At 67.6% G+C, this 21448-nt stretch carries 19 protein-coding genes; 10 read left to right on the plus strand and 9 right to left on the minus strand.

All coding sequences use genetic code 11. From position 1 onward, the window contains the following. Positions 1 to 84 precede the first annotated feature (84 nt). Complete coding sequence (locus ABD116_RS13800) at positions 85 to 435, minus strand: hypothetical protein (protein ID WP_343968770.1); 351 nt, start codon at positions 433 to 435, stop codon at positions 85 to 87. 217 nt (positions 436 to 652) lie between these two features. Between ABD116_RS13800 and ABD116_RS13805 the strand changes: the two genes are divergently transcribed. The 3 genes from ABD116_RS13805 to ABD116_RS13815 all read left to right on the plus strand — a co-directional run bounded on the left by ABD116_RS13805 (position 653) and on the right by ABD116_RS13815 (position 2581). Then, a complete protein-coding gene (locus ABD116_RS13805; protein WP_343968772.1) occupies positions 653 to 1324 on the plus strand; it encodes a GAF and ANTAR domain-containing protein in 672 nt (223 codons plus the stop codon). A gap of 44 nt (positions 1325 to 1368) precedes the next feature. Continuing rightward, positions 1369 to 1497: a hypothetical protein gene (locus tag ABD116_RS13810; RefSeq protein ID WP_343968774.1), complete on the plus strand. Its 129-nt coding sequence runs from the start codon at positions 1369 to 1371 to the stop codon at positions 1495 to 1497. A gap of 97 nt (positions 1498 to 1594) precedes the next feature. Continuing rightward, entirely contained in the window at positions 1595 to 2581 is a 987-nt protein-coding gene (locus tag ABD116_RS13815; protein WP_343968776.1) for a hypothetical protein, read from the plus strand. A 105-nt stretch (positions 2582 to 2686) separates the two neighbouring features. On the opposite strand, the gene ABD116_RS13820 is transcribed toward ABD116_RS13815, so the two are convergent. After that, on the minus strand, positions 2687 to 4105 hold the full coding sequence (locus ABD116_RS13820; protein ID WP_343968778.1) for a PepSY-associated TM helix domain-containing protein: 1419 nt from the start codon (positions 4103 to 4105) through the stop codon (positions 2687 to 2689). A gap of 128 nt (positions 4106 to 4233) precedes the next feature. Then, positions 4234 to 4911 carry a hypothetical protein gene (locus ABD116_RS13825; RefSeq protein WP_343968780.1) on the minus strand — a complete coding sequence of 226 codons (678 nt, stop codon included), beginning with the start codon at positions 4909 to 4911 and terminating at the stop codon, positions 4234 to 4236. A gap of 143 nt (positions 4912 to 5054) precedes the next feature. Between ABD116_RS13825 and ABD116_RS13830 the strand changes: the two genes are divergently transcribed. Beyond that, positions 5055 to 6524, plus strand: coding sequence for a peptidase M16 family protein (locus ABD116_RS13830; protein ID WP_343968782.1), 1470 nt, complete (start codon positions 5055 to 5057; stop codon positions 6522 to 6524). 255 nt (positions 6525 to 6779) lie between these two features. Here ABD116_RS13830 and ABD116_RS13835 read toward each other — a convergent pair whose 3' ends face one another. From ABD116_RS13835 to ABD116_RS13850, 4 genes are read right to left on the minus strand one after another with little or no spacing between them, the layout of a single operon-like run. Then, positions 6780 to 7676: a carbohydrate ABC transporter permease gene (locus ABD116_RS13835; RefSeq protein WP_343968784.1), complete on the minus strand. Its 897-nt coding sequence runs from the start codon at positions 7674 to 7676 to the stop codon at positions 6780 to 6782. A 3-nt stretch (positions 7677 to 7679) separates the two neighbouring features. After that, on the minus strand, positions 7680 to 8744 hold the full coding sequence (locus ABD116_RS13840; protein WP_343968786.1) for a carbohydrate ABC transporter permease: 1065 nt from the start codon (positions 8742 to 8744) through the stop codon (positions 7680 to 7682). Positions 8745 to 8751: 7 nt separating this feature from the next. Next, positions 8752 to 10020: an extracellular solute-binding protein gene (locus ABD116_RS13845; protein ID WP_343968788.1), complete on the minus strand. Its 1269-nt coding sequence runs from the start codon at positions 10018 to 10020 to the stop codon at positions 8752 to 8754. Then, on the minus strand, positions 10017 to 11291 hold the full coding sequence (locus tag ABD116_RS13850) for a glucosidase family protein (protein WP_343968790.1): 1275 nt from the start codon (positions 11289 to 11291) through the stop codon (positions 10017 to 10019). Before ABD116_RS13850 ends, ABD116_RS13845 begins: the two co-directional genes overlap by 4 nt. A gap of 107 nt (positions 11292 to 11398) precedes the next feature. On the opposite strand from ABD116_RS13850, the gene ABD116_RS13855 reads away from it, so the two are divergent. Then, positions 11399 to 13153 carry a glycoside hydrolase family 36 protein gene (locus tag ABD116_RS13855; protein ID WP_343968792.1) on the plus strand — a complete coding sequence of 585 codons (1755 nt, stop codon included), beginning with the start codon at positions 11399 to 11401 and terminating at the stop codon, positions 13151 to 13153. Then, positions 13153 to 14199, plus strand: coding sequence for a LacI family DNA-binding transcriptional regulator (locus ABD116_RS13860; RefSeq protein ID WP_343968794.1), 1047 nt, complete (start codon positions 13153 to 13155; stop codon positions 14197 to 14199). Before ABD116_RS13855 ends, ABD116_RS13860 begins: the two co-directional genes overlap by 1 nt. Here ABD116_RS13860 and ABD116_RS13865 read toward each other — a convergent pair. After that, complete coding sequence (locus tag ABD116_RS13865; RefSeq protein ID WP_343968796.1) at positions 14165 to 15388, minus strand: MFS transporter; 1224 nt, start codon at positions 15386 to 15388, stop codon at positions 14165 to 14167. The two genes, ABD116_RS13860 and ABD116_RS13865, sit on opposite strands and share 35 nt — an antisense overlap. A gap of 375 nt (positions 15389 to 15763) precedes the next feature. Between ABD116_RS13865 and ABD116_RS13870 the strand changes: the two genes are divergently transcribed. The 4 genes from ABD116_RS13870 to ABD116_RS13885 all read left to right on the plus strand — a co-directional run bounded on the left by ABD116_RS13870 (position 15764) and on the right by ABD116_RS13885 (position 19990). Then, complete coding sequence (locus ABD116_RS13870) at positions 15764 to 16741, plus strand: DUF5937 family protein (RefSeq protein ID WP_343968798.1); 978 nt, start codon at positions 15764 to 15766, stop codon at positions 16739 to 16741. Positions 16742 to 16755: 14 nt separating this feature from the next. Further along, the gene (locus ABD116_RS13875; RefSeq protein ID WP_343968800.1) at positions 16756 to 17427 is read left to right on the plus strand and encodes a hypothetical protein; all 672 of its coding nucleotides are present in this window, start codon (positions 16756 to 16758) and stop codon (positions 17425 to 17427) included. A gap of 123 nt (positions 17428 to 17550) precedes the next feature. Further along, positions 17551 to 18564, plus strand: coding sequence for an EamA family transporter (locus tag ABD116_RS13880; protein ID WP_343968802.1), 1014 nt, complete (start codon positions 17551 to 17553; stop codon positions 18562 to 18564). After that, entirely contained in the window at positions 18512 to 19990 is a 1479-nt protein-coding gene (locus ABD116_RS13885) for a carboxylesterase/lipase family protein (RefSeq protein WP_343968804.1), read from the plus strand. The genes ABD116_RS13880 and ABD116_RS13885 overlap by 53 nt, the downstream gene beginning before the upstream one ends. Here the strand turns inward: ABD116_RS13885 and ABD116_RS13890 are convergent. Continuing rightward, on the minus strand, positions 19979 to 21133 hold the full coding sequence (locus ABD116_RS13890; protein ID WP_343968806.1) for an alanine--tRNA ligase-related protein: 1155 nt from the start codon (positions 21131 to 21133) through the stop codon (positions 19979 to 19981). The two genes, ABD116_RS13885 and ABD116_RS13890, sit on opposite strands and share 12 nt — an antisense overlap. Positions 21134 to 21448 lie beyond the last annotated feature (315 nt).

Here is a 21448-nt window from a genome sequence, read left to right on the forward strand (position 1 = left end):
GGCCACGGACGCTTTCGGCGAACCCGATGTGAGGGGGCCTCCTCGCACCTCTTGCGACGTGTTCGGCAGGTTCCGGACAGGGCGTCATGCGTCGGAAGTGTCCGTCGGTGGTGACGGCCAGATTCCGGCGGTTGCGAGGGCTTCGCAGATCTCTGGATCGGTCGCGACCACCTCGAATCGGCGGCTGGCCGCCCAGCATCTTCTCTGGGCCACGTCCACCAGGTGGCGGAGTACGTCGTGGTTACCCGGCTCCAGTTCGGCCTCGACGACCAGTACTACGCCGTGCGTGCCTCGCTCACAGGCGTCCAGCAGCAACTCACGCACGGCCGCCGAGACCGTCTCGGTGAGCACTCGGCCGACCACGATCCTGAAGACGCCCGCGTCACATTCCCACTGCACAGCCGCGCTGCCATGCGCAACACCATCGATGACCATCTGAGCCCCACCCGCCGTCCGGTACCACAAACTACCCCGCACACTGCCGGACGAGTGCTGCTCCGGTTCCCACCCTGCTGGCCCGTGAAACGCCGCGCCGCCCGGGCTGACGACCGAAGCCGGGTCGCTGAACCGGTTGAGGCATAATTTTCGGGAACTTTGCGGCGTCGAGAAGCTGGCGCCAGTACTGCGCATTGCCTGTTACGAGGAGTGACAGATGACGAACCAAGCTGGCGACTTCGGTGAGCTGGCCATGCACCTGCACGACCAGATCGGGACCCTGGCGACGGTCGAGGCCGTTCTCCAGTTCGCGACCGAGGCACTGTCCTACGACCACGCCTCGGTGATGCTGATGCGCCGGCGCCACCCCGAGACCATCGCGGCCACCGATGAGCTGATCACCAAGGCCGACCAGTACCAGATCGACTTCCGGGAAGGCCCGAGCCTGCTGGCCATCTCCGATCACGAGGACGTACTGGTCGAGGACACCGCCACGGACGACCGCTGGCCCACCTGGACGCCCACGGCGGCCGCCAACGGAATCCGCAGCCTGCTGGCCATCCGGCTCGTCACCGCCCACTCGACCAGCGGGGTCTTGAACCTGGTGACCTCCCGGCCGACCGTCTTCACCGACGCGGACCGCGAATCGGCCCGGCTGCTCGCCTTGCATGCGTCGATCGCGATCGCGTCGTCCCGGCTGGAGTCCTCGCTCCAGCAAGCCGTCGACTCCCGCAAGATCGTCGGTCAGGCAGTAGGCCGGCTGATGGAGCGCTACGGCCTCGACGCCGTCCAGGCCTTCCTCGTCCTGCGGCGCTACTCCCAGGACCGCAACCAACGCCTGTACGCCGTAGCCGCCCACGTCACCACCACCGGCAAACTCCCCGTCTAGCCCGTCGCGCCACCACGGAACCGCAGTACACCCACAGCAGCCGGATGCAAGTGCCGGTCCGGTCGGCGAAGACGGCGTACCTCCCGAGGGAACTGGTGATCGGGGCGATCAAGGCGGCACCACCCTGCGGCACCAGCAGGACCGTGTCGTCGTCCGGCCAGCCGTCCTGCTGAACGAACCGATCGCCGACAGTTGATCCGGGCAACCGATTCGTACTGTTGCATGCTCCGGCTGTGCGTGTCTTCGCAGCGAGTGGGGTACCAGCCCGGGATGGAACCCATCCGCGTCGGCCTTGTAGCAGATCCAGCCGCACCGACCGCGATCGCACGGAGGCTGACCGATCTGGGCCCTCTCGATGGGAGTGGCCACTGGGACATCACAGTGCTGAGTGAGCCGTTCACCACCGGCTCCGAGGATGTTGGCGTGGCCGTGGGCCGGCTGCAGGACCGGGCGCGCGAACACGACTGGGACCTCGTCGTCGGCCTGACCGAGCTCCCGCTCCACGATCACGAGGGCCGGCATTTGCTGGTCGAGACCGACCCGGAGCAACGGACCGCCGTACTGTCCCTGCCTGCGTTGGGCGGACTCCGGATGCATACCCGCACCCGCCGTGCAGTGCGCTCCCTGCTCACCGACATGTCAGACCCCCACCCGACGGATGAGCACCATGTGACCCTCCCCCGCCGCCGCGGCCACTGGCGTCTGCTCACGGGCATGGTGCTCGCCAACCGTCCGTGGCTGCTGGTACCAGGCCTGAAATCGGCGCTCGTCGCCGCACTGGCAACCGGAGCCGTCGCCACGGTCAACTCCACGGTCTGGCTACTGGCCAGCTCGATGTCGTGGTGGCGCCTGGTCGTCGCGACAGTCGCCTCGATCGCCCTGGTCGTCGGCTGGCTGGTCATCGACGGCGAACTGTGGGACCGCCCCGACGACGACTCCACCCAGGCACGCCACCGATCCCGCCTCTACAACGGCTCCACACTGCTGACCCTCACGGCCGGAGTCCTCATCTGCTACGCCGCCCTCTACGTCGTGAACCTCGCCTGGGCGTACTTCGTCCTCGACCCCGACGTGATGGGCAGCTACCTCCAGAACCCGATGAGCCACGCGGACCTCTTCGTCCTCACCTGGTTCGTCGCCTCCGCCGCAACCCTCGGCGGCGGCCTAGGCTCCGGCCTCGAGTCCGACGAAGCAATCCGGGCCGCCGCCTACTCCAAACGAGAGCAAGACCGCCGCGACCGCCTCTCCCACGACTGAACCCCAAGCCGTCCGCCCCTGCCCACCGGACTGATCGTCACTCGCGACCTCTGACTTGCCGGCAGCAACGGCGCTTCGCGTCAGCCGCCGTTGCTGCCGGCGTTCTCAGTCGGTTGTGTTGAACCAGGCGCGCAGTCTCGGAGTACGCCGGATCACCAGCTGGTCGAGGAGCAGGGCGAGTACGAGCGTGATCCCGAACATCGGCAGGAACAGCGCCAGCGCGACCACGAGAACCGCCAGCACCGGCGTCGCCTTCAACGGCAACCGGCCCCGTGGTGCACCGACAGCGCCGGCCGTCTTCGGGCGACGGCGCCACCACATCAGCGGGCCGGAGACGCACATGAAGATCACCCCGAGACAGAACGCCGTGGTGACGACCATGTTCGCGGTCCCCAACCGCCGGCCCTCATGCAACGCGATCCCTTGGGCGACCGTCTTGGCCAGCACGGGATAGTCCTGATAGCCGTACGTCGAGACCACCTGCCCACCGAACTGGTCGACGTGCAGCGTCCGCTCCTCGGCCGGATTCCGGAAGGCGTACCCGATCACGGAGTACACGCCCTCCTCGCCGCTCGGCAGCGCGATCGTCAACGGCCGCGCCAGACCGTTCTGGACGCCGACAGCCACCGCGGTGTCGATGGTGGCCACCGAACGACGGTCCTGGTCCGGGTCCGACTTCGGCACCTTCGACTCCCCCAGCGCCCACGGCACCGCATGACTGTGCGGCAGCGACTCGTCCAGGGTCGACGTCGGATTCGACAGCGCACCAGGGTCCTCGCCCCACATCGAGCTGCCTTGGCTGGTCGCGATCTGCTGCACCTTCGCGCCCCAGAACCCCGTCCACGGCAGGCCCGACACGATCAGAAACAGCAGCCCGACTCCCAGCACCGAGCCCGTCAACGCGTGCCGCGACCGGAGTACGGCGCCCGCTGCTTTCGCCGTACGCCGACGCGCCCGGGCGACTCGCCCGCGGACGAACAGGTAGTACCCGGTGATCGCCATCACCAGCGCCCAGCAGGCACCGATCTCGATCACCGCGTCACCCCAACGACCGGCCATCAACTCACCGTGCAGCAGGATCGCGCCACCTGACAGCGTCGAGTCCGGATCCAGCGATCCCAGTACCTGACCCTGGTACGGATCCACGAACACGTCCCGGGTGGCGCCGCCCGAGGTCTCCACCGAGAACACCGTCGACCGATCGGCGCCGGACGGCTCGGTCATCGACACCACGGTCGCGTCCGGAAACGCCTTCTTCACCTCAGCCAGCTGAGTGTCGTACGGCTGCGCCACCAGTCCGGCCGGCTGCTGCACCTTCATCAGATCGGCATGCAGAACCGGCTCGATCTGAAACCGGAACAGGTAGATCAGACCGGTCACCGCCAGCACCAGCACCACCGGAACGACCAGGAAACTCGCATAGAAATGCCATCGCCAAAAAGCCCGGAACAACCCGGCCCCTTTGACACCTTGCTTCGCCGGTGCGCCACCGGCTCTTGTTGCCACATCACCACTGAATTGCATCTGCTTCTCCAGGAATCCACGATCCGACGGGCGGTCCGGCCGGATCCGATCGCACGACGGCCACGCCCGGGCAGGCATGGCCGAACCCGCCGCGGCCCCAGAGGCTCAGCGACGGGTGGGTCGAGCTGTCAACCGACAGCGACCCCAGCGGGAGGACCCCTCGAAACGATCGCGTGCACCAGACGCAGCCGACGCATGGTGCGGACGCGGAACACCAGCCCCGGCTTGATCCGAGGCAACCCCAGCGGCGCGGACACCTTGTCCACCAGCGCCAACGAGGCCCGCACCCGCTGAGCGGCGTACCGGACGATGCGGAACACCGCCCGCTCCCCGTACGCCAGCCAAAGCCCACTCAGCAGCGCCACCACGAGATGCGCGGCAAACATGCCAAGCATCGACCCAAGCATCACGCCGCCGCCGTGCACCATCCCCGGCGCCTGCGCCATCTCGTGGGTGTGCGCCATTCCCCCGGCGTGCATCATCCCGGTGCCGTGCGCGACCGGACTCGTCTCCGGCATCGCCGTCTGAGAACGCACGGCACCGGCTGAACCGATCAGCTCCGCGATGGTGAAGCCAACGTGCAGGACAGCCTGTACGGCGACCGCGATCGCCGTCACCGAGACGACGTCCCGTTCGCGCACAGCCAACCACCAGCCGCAACTCCAGACCCCGGCAAACGCCCCACCGATCGCCCACCAAGGCAGCGACGCACCGGACATCACCACATGCCCAAGCACAGTGAGCAGCACACAAACGACAGCAAACAACGCCGCCCGCACTACCCGAGACCACCCCTGTTCAGCCATGCTCCGGACATCGTGACATCTCGCATCCCCATCACGAACCTGCCCAGACCTCAAACCCCTTCCCCCGCCTGTGGCAAGTCCCACAACCAGATCAGGAACTCTCCCCCACCTGCCGACGTCAGCTCCGGCAGTACAGTTCGCCGGTGATCAAAACGGAGCTTGTCGATGGCGTGCGGCTGCTGCGGCACCGGGATCCCCAGGACCACACAGACGTCACCCTGACCTTCGCGGTCGGAGCCCGGGACGAGACGCTGCGCACCGTCGGGGTCGCGCACGCCGTCGAGCATCTGGTGATGAGCACGGTGCGTCAGTTGCCGATCCAGGTCGAGGCCGAGGTCGATCTGATGACGACCACCTTCGCGGCGTCCGGATCGCCCGCGCGGGTCGGCGAGTTCCTGAACCGGCTCTGCGCCGCGCTGGCCGACCCGCCGGTGGATCGGCTTGCGGTCGAGGCCGGGGTACTGGCCGCCGAGGACGGCTGGGCGGCGCATCCGATCGCTGCCTTCCTGCTGTTCGTCCGGTACGGCGCTGCCGGTCCGGGGCTGGCCTGGCTGGAAGGTGCGGGGTACGACGGCCTGACGGCAGAGCACGTCACCTCCTTCGCGCGGAAGTGGTTCGTGCCTGGCAACGCAGTACTGCAGGTGAGCGGTCCGCTGCCGGACGGGCTGGAGCTGAAGCTGCCGCAAGGGCCCGCGCCGACCAGGGAGTACCCGCGCGGACGGTTGCTGGATGGACCGTCAGCGGTCGGGTACGGCATCCCGGGAGCCGCAGTACTGCTCACCGTGCCACCAGGCGACGCTGCACGCGTGCCCAGACTGGCGATGAGTGTGCTGGAGAACAGGATCGAGGAGCAGTGTCGCCACGTCGCTGGACACAGCTACGTCGTCGACAGCCAGGTCGTGGGTAGGGACTTCGTCATCTTTGCCGAAGCCCGCGAAGGCACTGAGGAACCGGTAGCGCAGGCAGTGGCAGCGGCCCTGACCGACCTCGCCGCCCATGGGCCCAGCGAAGAAGAGCTGGCGCTGGCGGTTGCCCGTCTGGAGGAGGACCTTGCCACCACCGATAGAGAGCTGGCTTCGGCATTCGGCGCCACGATGCACCAGTTGATGGGTGACCCGCCGCTGGCACCGATTGACCTAGCACTGGCCAAGCAAGTACACCCGACGGACATCGCGGCAGTACTGCGGGACGCCCTTCCTTCGGCCATCGGATATGCCGAGCAGGAGGTAGTGGACGTCTGGAAGGCGCACGGGTTCCGTCCCGAGACGCACTGCCGGGTGATTCCCGAACTGCCGGCGGGGAAGGTCTACAAGCCGTCCCTGGCGGCAAGGACCTTCTTCAAGGACGCTCGCTCGCTCGTACTGGTGCAGACCGAGCAGGGACTCGCATTGCGCGACGAGGACGGCGTCCACGAGATCCGCTGGCAAGACGTGGCCGGAGTGATGCGCACGGACAACCCCACCGTGGTCCTCGGCATCAACGGCTGCGCGATCCCGGTGGACCCACACCTTTTCCGCGGTTCAGGCGCCGCCCTGGACGAACTGGCGCGCCGTACCGACGCCGGCCTGTGGTTCGACGAGTCGGCCTTCACCCGCGACCAGGACGACCACTAGCCAATTGCCCAAGGGCGAGAGCGGCCGCCGAGAGCGGGTTGTACGAGCTCAGGAGCGCCAGCCATTCGGCACCCGCCCCACGCCAGCCAGACCCAGCGCCCCACGCAGGCACCTCACCCACGCGGTCCGCTGGCCCACCCGGTCTGTCACCCAAGTGGTCGCACAAGGGCGACGTAGGAGCCCGCACAAAGGGCGGGTGGGAGCCAGGCGCGGAGGGAGCGACGCAGGAGCGAGCGGAGACGGCTGGCGCGGGAGTTAGCGGCCGCCGGTGAAGGTTATTCCGTTGGTGATTTGTTTTTGGGCGAAGAAGAAGATCGCCAAGCAGGGCAGGGTGATGAGGACTGAGGTTGCCATCAGCAACGGAGTGTCGGTGCCGTTGACTGATTGGAAGCCGGCCAAAGCGAGTGGGAGGGTTTTCCACTGGTCGGAGTTGATGTAGATGGCGGGGCCGAGGAAGTTGTTCCAGTAGCCCATGAAGAGCAGGATCGAGACGGCGACGACCGCGGGTCGCGCCAGCGGGAGGTACACGAGCAGGAACATCTTGAACCAGCCGCAGCCGTCGACGACCGCCGCGTCGGCCAGCTCCGAAGGCATTCGGGAGAAGAACTGGCGGAAGAGGAAGATGTAGAAGGGCGAGCCGAAGAAGGCCGGCAGGATCAGTGGGTAGAGGGTGTCGATCATGCCGAGGTTGTTGAAGAGCATGAACTGCGGCACCATCGTCACCTCCCCCGGCAGCAGCATCGTCGCCAGTACGACACCGAAGACCACCCCGGAGAAACGCACCCGCAGCCGGGCGAACGCGAACCCGGCCAGCGAACAGGAAAACACCGTCCCGACGATCGGGATCAGCGTCGTCAGCACCGAGTTGAGCGCATAGCGCCAGAACGGGAACGACGTGATCGCGCGACTGTAGTTGTCCCACAGGAACTCGCGCGGCCAGATGCTCGCGCCCGACGATCCCACCCCGGCCAGAGACCTCAGCGACGTCGCGATCATCCACAGGAACGGGTACACGAAAGCAAGAGAGCCGAGCGCCAGTACGACGTACAGCGCGACCGTCAGCGGCAGGTTGCGGCGCCAGAAGGGCCGGTCGGCGCGGCGGACCGCACGGGATACCTCGAGAGGCGCTCGGGTCGAGACGAGAGTCGCCATGGATCAACTCCTCCTTGCGGGACGGCCGGCCCGCAGTCGGCGGCGGCCGCCGAGTTCGGTTTCGTAGTACACGGCGAAGGCACTCCCGCGCAGGGTGACGGCGGTCAGCGCCAGGATGATGACGAAGAGAATCCAGGCCAGCGCGGACGCATACCCCATCCGGAAGTTCTGGAACGCGTTGTCGTACAGGTAGTACACGAAGAACAACAGCGAATCCTTCGGCCCACCGTTCGCGACGAACCCCTGGGTGAAGATCTGCAGCGCCCCGATGATCCCGGTCAAAGCATTGAACAAGATGATCGGCGACAACTGCGGCAACGTCACATGCCAGAACAGCCGCAACGGTCCGGCGCCATCCAGAGCTGCCGCCTCATAGAGATTCAAAGGCACGTCCTTGAGACCCGCGAGATAGATCACCATCGCGCCACCGACAGTCCAAAGGCTCATCAGAATCACCGTCGGCAACGCCCACGACGCGTCGTTGAACCACCCCGGCCCCTGCACCCCGAGCTTGGCGAGCAGATCATTGGCCAGCCCGTACTGCGGATTGAAAACCCAAAGGAACAAGACGATCTGAGCAACCCCCGACACCAGCGACGGCAGATACCAGATCGTCCGGAAGAACCGGATCCCCGGCAGATCGGCATTCATCAGCATCGCGACCATGAACGCCAGGAAGGTCTGCAACGGCACCGAGATCACCGCATACAGCAGCGTCACCTTGATCGCCTGCCCGACCCGCGGGTCCTGGAACGCCTCGGTGTAGTTCGCCACCCCCACGAAGCGAGGCGGTGTGATCAAGTCCCACGACGTCAAGCTGACGTAGACCGAAGAAAGCATCGGCCCGACGGTGAAGACCACGAAGCCGATCAGCCAGGGCGAGATGAACAACCAGAACGCGATCGTCTTGTCCGCCCGCGGCCATTTCCGGCGAGCCCCGTACGCCGCCAGTCCGATGACGGCGTACAGGACGATCAGCAGCACCAGGAACGGGACCAGCGGCACGAGCACCGCGGGAACACTCCAGGACTCCGCGAGCGTGCGGATCCAGCCGATGGTCGGGTTCATGGCCGCCTCACTTCTTCAGCGCGGCGGTGCACTTGTCGTTGAGGCCGGGCAGGATCTTCGCGACGTCGTCCTTGCCGCTGCCCAGCGGGGTGTAGCTGGTGATGCCCTTGTCGGCGTCACCGGAGATCTGCGCCTCGCGCGGCACCGACGGGCTCACCAGACCCGTCTTGAGCGCGGTCGTGAACGCGGCCAGGTTGCGATCGGCCGGCAGGATCTTCTCCAGTGTCCCGACGGACTCAGCGATGATCGGTACGCCGAGCGCCGTGTTGCCCTGGATGAGCTGGTTCTGGGCATCGGTGTTGGTACTGGCGAACTCGACGAACTTCTTCGCCGTCTCCGCCTTCTTGCCGGACGCGTTCTTGGCGATCGCCAGCCCGCCGACCTCCATCGGGAATCCCTTGCCAGGAACCGGTACCAGCGTCCAGTTCGGCTTCGAGATCTTGGCGAAGTCCGCGACCGTCCACGGCCCGAAGTCACTGAACGTCCCGAGCCGGCCGGCCGCGAACCACTGCGCCTGGTCCTGCCCGTCGATGTCGAGCGAGTTCGGCGCGTACTTGTCCTTCTGCATGTCCACGACGTACTGCGCCGTCTTCACCCCTTGGGCGTCCCCGAAGGTGCAAGCCGTCGCATCCGCGTTGTAGAACCCGCCACCGGCCGCGGTCAGCCAGCCCTTGAACCACAGGTTGCTCGTCCCGAACACCCGCGTCTTTCCCTCACCGTGCGACAGCTTCGCGGCCACCGCCCTGAACTCGTCCAGCGACAGCGGAGTCGTTGCACTCGGCAACGGCAGCCCGGCCGCCTTGAAGGCGTCCACGTTGATCGCCATCACCTTCGGCTTCGCGGTGAACGGCATCGCGTAGTACTTGCCGTCGAACTTCAGCGCCTCACTGATGTTCGGCTGGATGAACTTGCCCGGATCGACCTGCTGCTCGGCGAAGCTCGGCGCGAAGCCGGCCAGGCTGGTGTTGCTGATCTCCATCACGGTGGACTGGGTGCCGGCCGCGATCGAGGTCTGGATCTTCTGCTCGTAGTCGGCCTGGATCCAGTTCGTGGTCACCTTGGTACCGGGGTTGGCCTTCTCGAACGCCGCCGCGATCGCCTTCAGCGAGGCGGCCTCGGAGTTCGTACCCCAGAACGAGAAGGTGATGTCGCCGTTGTCGTCGGCGCCGCCCGCGTTGTTGGCGGCGGGCGCACTGCCGGAAGCACAGCCGGCGGCGAGGAGGAGGGCGGCGAGACCGGCTCCGACCGGGAGCAGGTGGCGGTTGAACAGCTTCATGGGAGGTCCTTCGGATGTGGGGACGTGGCCCGGACCGTCTGGCCGGGCTCGAGGATCCAGGGACCGGCGGAGCCGACCGTCACCGTCAGCGGACCCGGTCCGCCGTGCACGGTGATCTCGGTCGTGTGCCGTCCTTCTTGGGTGATGCGTAGGTCCCAGTCGCCGACGTGGACGTGGTCGGCGGTGAGCCAACCGATCTCGGCCGGCAGATGGGAGTCGATGGTCAGGCTTGCCTCAGCAGCGTCCGGGACCAGGCCGAGAAGGCCTGCCACCAGATGCTCGACAACGGTGAAAGAGATCTCCGGGTAGTCGTCCCGGCTGTCGATCAGGTGCCGCAGCCAGCGCCACGCCGACTCGTCGCGGCCAGACCGGAAGAACACCTCCGGCAGATAGCTGAACGCCTCGATGTTCGGCGGCGGATCGGACTCCAGCTGCTGCTCGATGAAATCCAGGAACCGCTCGGCCCGTACGCCGGACCCGCCCAGCCCCGTCATGGGTACGAACCAACTCGTCTCCAGCCCCCAGCCGAAGTCGAGCGTGCCGTCGCCGAGCCGGCCGCGGGCGTAGCTGCCGCTGGCCTCGTCCCACCAACCCAGGAACTCGCGCTGGACAGCTTCGGCAGCCAAGCGGTGGTTGTCCCCGAAATGCCGGGCGAGCTCGAGCAGAGCGGCGTACTGGAGGGCGAGACCGTCCGCCGCAACCGTCAGCGGCCGTTCGGGGTGCTCGTTGTAGGTGGCGGTGCCTTCGAAGATGTCGCCGGTGCCCGGTGCTTCCGGGAGCCCGTCGCCATCGTGGTCGTGTGCCCGGACGAAGTCGCCGGCCGAGCGTTCGTAGTACGCCGCCAGGTCCGGATCGTCGAGCCAGGCCCGGTCGCCGGTCCAGCCGTACTGGCGCAGCGCCCGGTAGGTCAGGTCGAACACCGCGGGGATCTCCCGGACGAAGTGCTCGTCACCGTGATAGTCGAGAGCGGCGATGCTCCCGTCGAAATGGAACGCCCAGAGCGGGTACCACTTCCGCTCCGCGGTCGCCGACCGGGCGAAATGCCGGAACATCGCGAAGTTCTCCGCGTCCAGCCCGAGCAGATGCGCGCCGGCCGCCTGGTGGCAGACGTCGCGCGAGTAGAACATCGGCCGGGACGGGTAGCCCGCCCAGTACGACGGCAGGTTGCCCGGCGCGGCGTCGGTCCGGACCCACTCCAGGGCACGCTTCCGGGCCCAGGCGAACGCGTCCTCGACATAGCCGAGATCCGCCGTCACGGTCAGCTCGGACATCCTTGGCCTACTTCCGGCTACAGGGGATATTAGCGCTAAAACTAGGCAGCCGGATTGCATTCGTCAATACCTTCGACGACCTCGATTTTACCGCTATAGTCGATGTCATGCCCGCCACCGACTTCGAGGTCCGCTCCCCTGCCGGAGACATCTGCCGGATCGGCACGGTGTCCGCCGGCACCGTCACCGCCCTCCCGTCGGGCGGGCCCGGCGTCCTCCACTTCGAGGTGATCGCCACCGACCTGCGCGCCGAGCCGGTCCGGCTCCGGTGGACCTGGCCGGTCGACTCCGCGGCCACCCTCTGGCAGGCGATCCAGGGCACGGCCCGGACGCTGCCGACCGACTGGGGTTCGCATCGCGACATCCGCTCGGTGCGGTCGGCGCCGGTCGCGTCGTTCGTGAACCTGGACGATTCGAGCCCTTGTACGGTCTCGCTGTCCTCCGACGTTCGCGGCTGCGACTTCGCGGTCGGGGTGAACGAGGAGAGCGCGGAGCAGCTGTTCCAGTTGGCGATCGACGACGTTGAGCCGGTCGACGGCGTCCACCGCTTCACGCTCAGGATCGACCTGCGCGGCCTGCATTTCGCCGAGGCGTTGCGAGGCGTCACCGATGCGTGGACAGCCGAGCTCGGCGACCGGGTGACGCCGGTGCCGGAGTTGGCGCATGAGGCGATGTACTCGACTTGGTACAGCGATCATCAGCACGTGTCGGCGGCGTCCGTGGAAGCGCACGCGCGTGAGGGAGCACAGTACGGATGCCGTGCGGTGATCGTCGATGACGGGTGGCAGACCGAGGACACTGCGCGCGGCTACGCGCATTGCGGCGACTGGGAGCCGACGAGCAGCACGTTCCCCGACATGGCTGCACATGTTGCGAAGGTGCACGAGACCGGGCTGGAGTACGTGCTGTGGATCGCGCCACCGCTGATCGGTGAGCACTCGAAGGCTTGGGAGCGGTTCAAGGACTACACCGTCGGGTACGTCGACGGGCTGAGCGCATGGATCCTCGATCCGCGGTATCCGCAGGTGCGCGAGCACGTCGTCGAGGCGTGCATTCGGCCGGTCCGGGACTGGGGTGTGGACGGGCTGAAGCTCGACTTCATCGACTCCTGGGCGTGGGACGACGCTCCCCCGGCGCCGGGTGGCGATTGCGCGACGATCGATGAGGGTGTCGAGTTGGTCTTCGCCGCGATCGCCGCTGAGTTGCGCCGGTTGCGGCCGAGTCTGCTGATCGAGTTCCGGCAGAGTTATGTGAGCCCGCGGTTGTGGCAGTTCGGGACGTTCCTGCGGGCGGGCGACTGCGCTTTGGACGCGGTCGAGAACAGGGTTCGTACGATCGACTGCCGGCTGCTGGCCGGTGGTCGGGCGGTGCACTCGGACATGCTGATGTGGCATCCGTCAGCCTCGGCCGAGGCGGTTGCTCAGCAGTTCATCGGGGTGTTGTTCAGTACGCCGCAGGTGTCGGTCTCGTTGTCTGAGCTGTCGCCGGAGCATGAGCGGGTGGTGCGGTTCTGGCTCGGGTTCATGGCGGAGCACGCGGAGGCGTTGCTGCACGGCGTACTGACTCCGTCTCGGCCCGACGCTCGCTACACGCAGGTGGCTGCCTTCGGTGGGTCGGAGACCGTCGTCGTCGTTTTCGCCAACCCCGTGGTGCGTTTGAGCACTGGGCCTGGGGTGACACTGCTGGTCAACGGCAGCAGCGAACCACGCCTGTACGTCGAAGGTGCGGGCGCCGGACCCGTCCAGCTCGTAGTGTCTGACTGCTCGGGCGTCGAACTGTCCCGGGCGACGGTCACGCCGCCTGCGGGGCCGTGGCCGATCGACGTACCGGCCGGCGGGGTGGCCCGGCTCGAGCTGATCTGATGACTGACGTGGGGGGCCCGATGGCAGGCGAGAAGAAGCGGCCGGTACGCCGGACGACGGTGGCCGACGTGGCCAAGCTGGCCGGCGTCTCGGCGATGACGGTGTCCAACGTACTGAATGCGCCGCACCGGGTGAGCGAGCCGACGGTACGGACCGTGCAGGCCGCGATCGACGAGCTCGGCTACACCCCGAACCACGCGGCGCGGGCGTTGTCGTCGGGTCGCAGCCAGGTGATCGGGCTGCCGCTGTACCTCGAGGACGAGACCTTCAGCGATCAGAACCCTGGTCTTGGTGGGTTCTTGCATGGGCTGCTCGGCGGGCTGGTGAAGTCGGCGGCCGTCGCCGGGTACGGCGTCCACGTGACGACGCCGACCGAGGGGGCGACCGAGATCGCGCTCTACGAGAAGCTGATCGCGGCCCGGCAGGTCGACGCGATCGTCGTACTGGAGACGATGCCGCATGATCCGCGACTGGAGTTCCTCAGTTCGCGCGGGTTCCCGTTCGTCGCCTTCGGCCGGACCGGGCACGACCAGCGACAGTGCTGGGTGGACGTCGACAACGAGAAGTCGATGGCGGGGATCGCCCGCCACGTCCGCGGTACCGGCCGTTTGCGGGCGGCCTATCTCGCAACCGACAGCAGCCTCCCGTGGGTCCACCAACGCCAAGCCGGCTTCCTCCAGGAATTCACCTCGCCGCACTCGCTGCAGTCATTCGGGTCTTTGGATGCGGTGGCCGGCTTTGTGGAGAGCGCTCTCGGCCGGCCCGACAGTCCTGACGTGTTCGTCGCCGACAACGACGCCTTCGCCGTGGTCGCGATGCGCGCGCTCCAGCAGCGCGGGGTGAAGGTCGGCGAGGACGTAGCAGTCACCGGCTTCAACGACTTCCCCTTCGCCAGTATGCTCGACACTCCCCTGACCACCGCCCGCATCCCGTTGCGCGACATCGCCGCCTGCCTCTTCACCCGAGCCCTGTCGGAGATCAACGGCGACGCCGATCAGCCAGGACGTCTGGTCACCGCTCCCCTGATCGTTCGGTCGAGCGCCTGACCTGTCCGAGTGCTCTTCTGGCCACGAGCAGGGTGACGGTGGTGCCGACGAGGCCGGCGAGGGTGATGGTGAGGCTGGGGCGGAGGAGGGTGCCGACAGCACCGGCCAGAGCGATACCCAGACCTTGGATCGCCATCAGGCCGCTCGTCTGCACGGTGAACAGCCGGCCCCGGTACGCCGGATCTGTCGCTTGCAGGACGAGTGGGTCGATGCCCTGGTTGAACGCGTAGCCGCTGCCCGAGATCGCCAGGAGGATCGCGGCCGTGGGGATGGACGGCTCGGCGATGAAGGCGATCGCCGGGGTCTGGCTGAGCAGGATGAGCGGGAGCACGAGTCGGCGCCTGGTCCGCGGGCTGAGCCGGGCGGCGGCGAGCTCGCCGAGGATGCCGCCGACGGAGTACCCGACGAAGAGCGCCCCCGCAGCGCTGGCGGCCGCGCCGGTCTGCACGGCGTAGGCGACGGCGAGCCCATCCGGCATCGACGAAAACGCCGGCACCACCCACGAGAGCAACACGAGTCGACGCAAGGGGACGTTGCTGCGGAGGTACCGGAGTCCGGCCAGTGAGTCCTGCCAGGTACTCCCCGTACTACCGACCGCCGGCGTGTACGGCGTACCGAACTTGATCAACACGGCCGACGCCACGAACGTCACCACATCGACCGCCAGCAACCAGCTCGGCCCCACCGCCGCCACGGCGACCGCCCCCACCGCAAACCCTGCCAGCACCGTCACCTGAGCAATTGCCCTCAGCAACGACCGCCCCACCGGAAACAACTCCACCTCGAGCAACTGCGCCAAACTCGCCGCCCGAGCCCCCGCGAACACCGGCGCTACAATCCCCGTCAGCAACAACAACCCCAGCAACGCCCCCACCGGCAGCCCCGGCACCAACATCGCCGCGATACAAGCCGCACTGACCAGATCACAACAGACCAACACCCTCCGAGCCGGAAACCGATCGGAGACCGACGAGAGGGCCACCCCGCCCACCGCATACGGCAAGAACGAGCAAACCAGCACCAACGCCGACAACAAACTCGACCCGGTCCGCTCGAACACCAAGATCGACAAGGCAACCTGCGCCGCCACCGTCCCAGCCATCGACACGGCGTGCGCCAAGAACACACTCCGCATCCCACGGACCTGCAGCACCGCCCGGTACCCGACGCCCAACGAAGTCGCGCTCACCCTCCGACTCTGCACACACCCTCCTCTACCGCCCCACTGTTTCGGCGACACCCGAAAGAACTCACCGGGCGCCACCATCGATCACCCCTGAGCAACCGCCCTCCGCCCGCGCCGACGGCACCGCCCGCCCGACCAGGCCGACAGCCCCGGCCGGGCCGAGCCGACCGCCCCGGTCGCACCGGGCCGACTGCCCCGGCATGCATAACCTCCGCAAATCGCCTCGCCACGCCGGGGAAACCGCTTGCTCGCCGGGGTTGGGCGTGCAGGGCGCTCCGGCCATTGCCTGCAGCAACCAATCCCCGCCTGCCACGGCTCGTGCCGCAAGCACCACGCAGTCCGGTACCTGCGCTTGTATTCTTCGGTTGTGACCGAAAGATGACGGTTCTGCGGTTCAGTCAGGCTGACACGTTGCGGTGCCGGTTTGGCACTTCGCCGTTGTGGGAGACGATGTCGGCGGTCCGGGTGCTGCATCTGCACAAGTACCGGCCGTTGTATTCGCCGTGGGTGGAGGGGAAGGCGGGGCCGGCGGCGGGGCTTGAGTTGGGGTTGTTGCGGGCGGTGCAGCCTCGGTTCGGGTTTACGCCGGACTTCTTGACGCCGCCACCCCGGGCATCGCGGGCGAAGTTCTCGACGGAGATCGCTCGGGTTCGGAGTACGCCGTTGGAGCGGGTGCGGCAGGAACTGATCTGGTCCCGGGACGGGCGGAACAATCCGGGGGCTCCGGAGATCGAGCGGATGCTGAAGGATCTTGCGGGGACTCGGGAGCGGATGGCCGATCAGATCGAGAGTGCCTGGGAGGTGCTGATCAAGCCCGACTGGCCGATGATCAGCCGGGTTCTCGACGACGACATCGCGCATCGGGGTGAACAGTTGACGTCGGGTGGGCTGGCGAAGCTCTTCGATGATCTGCATCCGACGCTCACCTGGGAGGACGGGCAGCTGATCGCCTCCCGGCACCACTCCCCCGACCACGAATTGACCGGCGAAGGTCTGCTGCTCGTCCCCGGCGCCTTCGCCTGGCCGTTCCTCGTCATCGTCGCGACGGAGGGCTATCAGCCCACGCTCGTCTATCCGGCCCGCGGCTCCGCCCGCCTCTGGTCCGACGCCCCGGCACCGCCCGACCCACTCGCCACCCTGCTCGGCCGCACCCGCGCCACCCTCCTGGTGGCCCTCGATCCCCCGGCAACCACCACCGCGCTCGCCCAGCAGTACGGCCTGGCGCTGGCGACCGTTGCCGAGCACCTCTCCGCCCTGTACGCCGCGGGCCTCGCGACCCGCCGCCGTACCGGGCACCAGGTGCACTATCGGCGTACTGACGTAGGGCAAGCCGTGGTCGACGCGTCGATCGGGTGAGTGAGAATGCTCGGATGAGCAAGGTTCGCAAAGCGCCTGCGCCCACCAACCGGCATACCCGGCGCTGGCCGGCCTCCTTGGCCGTGATCGTCGCGCTGGGCCTGCAGTTGGCCGTGCCGCCGCAGATCATGGAAGCGCCGCGCTGGATCATGCCGGCCATCGGGGCGGGGCTGCTGATCCCGTTGATCTGGACCAACCCGTTCCACCTGCAGCGGGACGAGGTCTGGCTGCGATGGATCGAGCTCGTCCTGGTGGCAGTGCTGGTGGTGATCAACGCCGTCTATCTGATCAGCCTGATCGTCCTGCTCGCCTCCGGAGAGCAAGCGGATGGCAGGGTGCTGGTGAAGGCCGCGCTGCTGATCTGGGTGACGAACGTGGTCGCCTTCGCGCTCTGGTACTGGGAGATCGACCGCGGCGGTCCGTTCGCGCGGATGCCCGAGCACGAGCACGAGGAAGAGCGCGCTGATCTGCTGTTCCCGCAGATGACCGTCGATCTCCCGGGCTGGGAACGCTGGCTCCCGGGTTTCACCGACTATCTGTTCGTCGCGTTCACCGCGTCCACCGCGTTCAGCCCGACCGACACGATGCCGCTCACCGCCCGGGTCAAGACCCTGATGGGGATCCAGTCCGGGATGGCCTTGCTCACGATCGCGGTCATCGCCGCCCGGGCGGTCAACGTGCTCTGACCGCCCCCGTCCACGCCTCGGCAAAGCTCTCGACGGCCCTGTAATGAGTGTGAGAGTGTTACGCCCATGTACAGGACCCCTGCCTGATGAAGGCCGGGGAGAGCTGGTGGGAGGTGTAGCGAGGTGGCACACGACGCGGCGCGGACCAAGTCCGTGGGGCTGGGTTTCGCTCTGTTCTCGGCGATCACTTTCGGCGGATCAGGGCCGTTCGCCAAGGCGCTGATCGAGGCCGGGATGTCGCCTGAACAGGCGGCCTGGATCCGGATCCTCGGCGCGACCGTCATCCTCGTCCCGCTGGTGCTGATCTTCCGCGGCACCGCCGGCATCTCGGCCGCCCGCCGCTCCTGGCCGCAGCTCGTTCTGTACGGCCTGACCGGGATCGCCGGTTGCCAGACCCTGTTCTTCGTCGCCGCCAGCAGGCTCCCGGTCGGGATCGCGCTGCTGCTGGAGTTCTCCGGCCCGCTGCTCGTGGTCGGCTGGCTCAAGTTCGGCCGCAAGGTCGCCGTACCGCGCTCGGCCGTCATCGGCGTCGCCATCGCGCTGGTCGGCCTGGCCACCGTCGTCGAGATCTGGTCCGGCCTCAAGCTCGACCTGATCGGACTGCTCGCCGGCCTCGGCGCCGCCGCCTGCCAGGCAACGTACTTCATCCTGATCGACAAGCTCACCGGCGTCGCCGACCCACTCGTGATGACGGCGGCCGGCAGCATCGTCGGCGCCATCGCGCTGACCGCCGTGGCCGTGCCGTGGACGATCCCGTGGCACACCCTCACCGACACGATCGCGATCGGCGACCGGTCCGCGCCGGGCTGGATCTTCGCCGCCTGGCTGATCGTGGTCAGCACCGTCGTGGCCTACCTGGCCGGTGCGGCCGCGGTCCAGCGGCTGTCGGCGGCGATCGGCGGCGCGGTCGCGTACGTCGAGGTGGTGGCGGCCAGCATCTTCGCCTGGATCCTGCTCAACGAGACGCTCACCACCAACCAGATCATCGGCGGCGTGATCGTCCTGCTCGGCGCCTTCGTCGCGCAGTCGTCGGTGGGCAAGGTCGCACCGCCGGAAGTCCCGCCCGCAAGAGATGATGACCTGTATGGACTCCATCGCGACGACATCGTCGGGGCAGCTTCGGGGAACGACCACTAGCGGGATCACCGCCTACCTCGGCATCCCGTACGCCGCCGACCCAGCCGGCTCGAAAGCCTTCCAGGCACCCGAGCCGGCGCCGGGCTGGGACGGCGTCCGGGATGCGACCGCCTTGGGATCGACCTCTCCGCAGCCGCCGTACGAGCCCCCGTACGACGTACTGCTGACGAACCCGCTCCACCCCGGACCCGAGTTCCTCAACCTCAACGTCTGGACGCCGGGCGGGTCCGGGCTGCCGGTGGTCGTGTGGTTCCACGGTGGAGCCTTCCGCAACGGGTCGAACGCCACTCCGGCGTACGACGGAACCGCGTTCGCGCGCGACGGGGTGATCCTGGTCGGGGTCAACTACCGGCTCGGCGTACAGGGCTTCGGGGTGCTGAAGGATGCGCCGAGCAACCGTGGGCTGCTCGACCAGGTCGCGGCCCTGCGCTGGGTGCAGGAGAACATCGCGGCCTTCGGCGGCGACCCGGGACGCGTGACGATCGCCGGGCAGTCGGCGGGCGGGATGAGTGTCGCCACGCTGATGTCGATGCCGTCCGCACGAGGTCTGTTCCAGCGGGCGATCGTACAGAGTGGTTCGGCGACAGCCACGGCCCTGGAGGCCGACGGCGCTGTGATCACCGCGGAGGTGGCGAAGCGGCTCGGCGTCGAGTCGACTGCGGCCGGTTTTGCGTCGGTGGCGATCGAGGAGCTGCTGGCCGCGCAACGGGTGGTGGCGCTGGAGTTGCGGCAGAACCCGGATCCGGCGCGCTGGGGTGCGACCGTGGTCAGCGCGGGCGGCGGAATCATGCCGTTCTTCCCGGTGATCGACGGTGAGTCGGTGCACGCGCGGCCGCTCGATGCGATCGCCAGCGGCTCCGCGGCGGGGGTGGATCTGTTGATCGGTACGACGACCGAGGAGATGCGGCTCTTCTCGATTCCGTCCGGGATGGCCGCGGCGATCACGGCCGAGGCGTTGCCGGTGCTGCTCGGCCGGTCGGGGATCGATCCGGCGATCGCGGCGGTCTATGCGGCGAACCGGCCGGGCGAGTCGCCCGGTGAGATCTTCAGCGCGGTCATCGGCGACGGGTTCTTCAGCTTGCCGACGCTGCAGCTCGCTCTTGCTCAGCGCGCGCATGCGACGGCGTACCTGTACGAGTTCGACTGGCAGTCGGCGCTCGACGGGCTACATGCCTGCCATGCGCTCGAGTTGCCGTTCGTGTTCGACACCTTGGCGACGGCGACGTCACCCCTGTACGGCGGTCAGCCGCCGCAGGAGGTGGCCGACGCGATGCACGCCGCGTGGGTCGCGTTCGCTGCCACCGGCCGGCCGGGCTGGTCGGCGTACGAGACGACCACCCGGCCGGTGATGACGTTCGGGCTCCCCACGCGGTTGGTGGAGGACCCGCGGGCTGACGAGCTGGCCCTTTGGATGTCAGGCAACTAGCTGGAGGACGAGATCGCGGGGCAAGCCGTGGGTCTCGTGCAGGTACTCGAAGTCGGAGTCGTCGAGGGTCTTCTGGAAGCGTTCGTGGCTGAGGATCCGGCGGCCGCGGTCGAGCAGGTTGGTGAACCGGATCTCCTCGTCGATCAGGATCCGCCGGATCAGGGTGAGCACCTCGCCCTGGTGGAAGTGCTCGCTGGTGTGCTCGAACAGCTCCATCGGCAGGTCGGACAGCGTCCGGGTGTCGTCGGAGCGCCAGAGCAGGGTGAGCACCCGGCGGATCAGCCGGCGGAGGACGTAGCCGCGGCCGGTGTTCGACGGGTGCACGCCGTCGCCGATGATCACCATGCTGGAGCGCAGGTGGTCGATGACGATCCGCTCGTCGTGCTCGTCGAGCTTCCACAGGCCGGGGACGATCCTGGTCCACGGCTCGAACAGGCTGGTCTCGTAGACCGAGTTCTTGCCCTCCAGCAGCATCGTCAGGCGCTCGAGGCCGAGGCCGGTGTCGATGTTCTGCTGCTGCAGGGGTTCCAGGTCGTGGTTGTCCAGGCGGCGGTAGCGCATCATCACGTGGTTCCACACCTCGACCCAGCGGTCGTCCGTGGTCGGGGTGCCCTCGGGGTCGCCGTCGCCGGTCCAGACGAAGATCTCCGAGTCGGGGCCGCAGGGTCCGGTCGGGCCGTTCGACCACCAGTTGTCGTCGGTGGTCAGCTCGATCGGCAGGCCGAGGTCTTGCCAGGTGGTGAGTGACTCCTGGTCGAGCGGGACCTGGTCGTCGCCGCCGAACACGGTCACGTACAGGCTGCTCTTGGGGATGCCGAAGCCCTCGGTGAGCAGCTCGTAACCCCAGCGGAGGGTCTGCTCGGTGCCGTAGTCGCCGAGCGACCAGGAGCCGAGCATCTCGAACACGGTCAGGTGGGTCGAGTCACCCACCTCGTCGAGGTCGGTCGTGCGCAGACATCGCTGCACGCCGACCAGTCGTCGGCCGAGTGGATGCGGATCGCCTTCCAGGTACGGCGTGAGCGGATGCATTCCCGAGGTCGTGAACAGCACGGGGTCGCCGGGCCGGGTGATCAACGAGGATCCCGTGGTGGGGATGTGGCCGTGCCGGCGGAAGAAGTCGATGAAGGTCTGGTCGATGGTCATCGCGGTTTTGTCCTTGTCTGAGGTGTTGACCAGAAAGGGACCGCGGCCGGGGCATCAAAAAACCGGCGGACCGTTTCCGGTCGCCGGTTGGGTGAAGAAGATGTCAGGCAGCGGCAGCCGGAGAGCACGAAGCTCGTACGGCTACTGCGAGGAACGACATCCGATGCATGTCACCAACAGTACACGACCACCCCCGAACCTCCACCGCAGCCCACTCCCCCACGCCGCAAGCCAGCCCCACCACCCCACCCCACCCCATCTGGGTCAAGTCCCATGGAGTGGTGTACGACGGTTGGTCCTTCGTCGTTGTGTGGT

The organism is Kribbella koreensis, from assembly GCF_039525325.1.
GTDB lineage: Bacteria > Actinomycetota > Actinomycetes > Propionibacteriales > Kribbellaceae > Kribbella > Kribbella koreensis.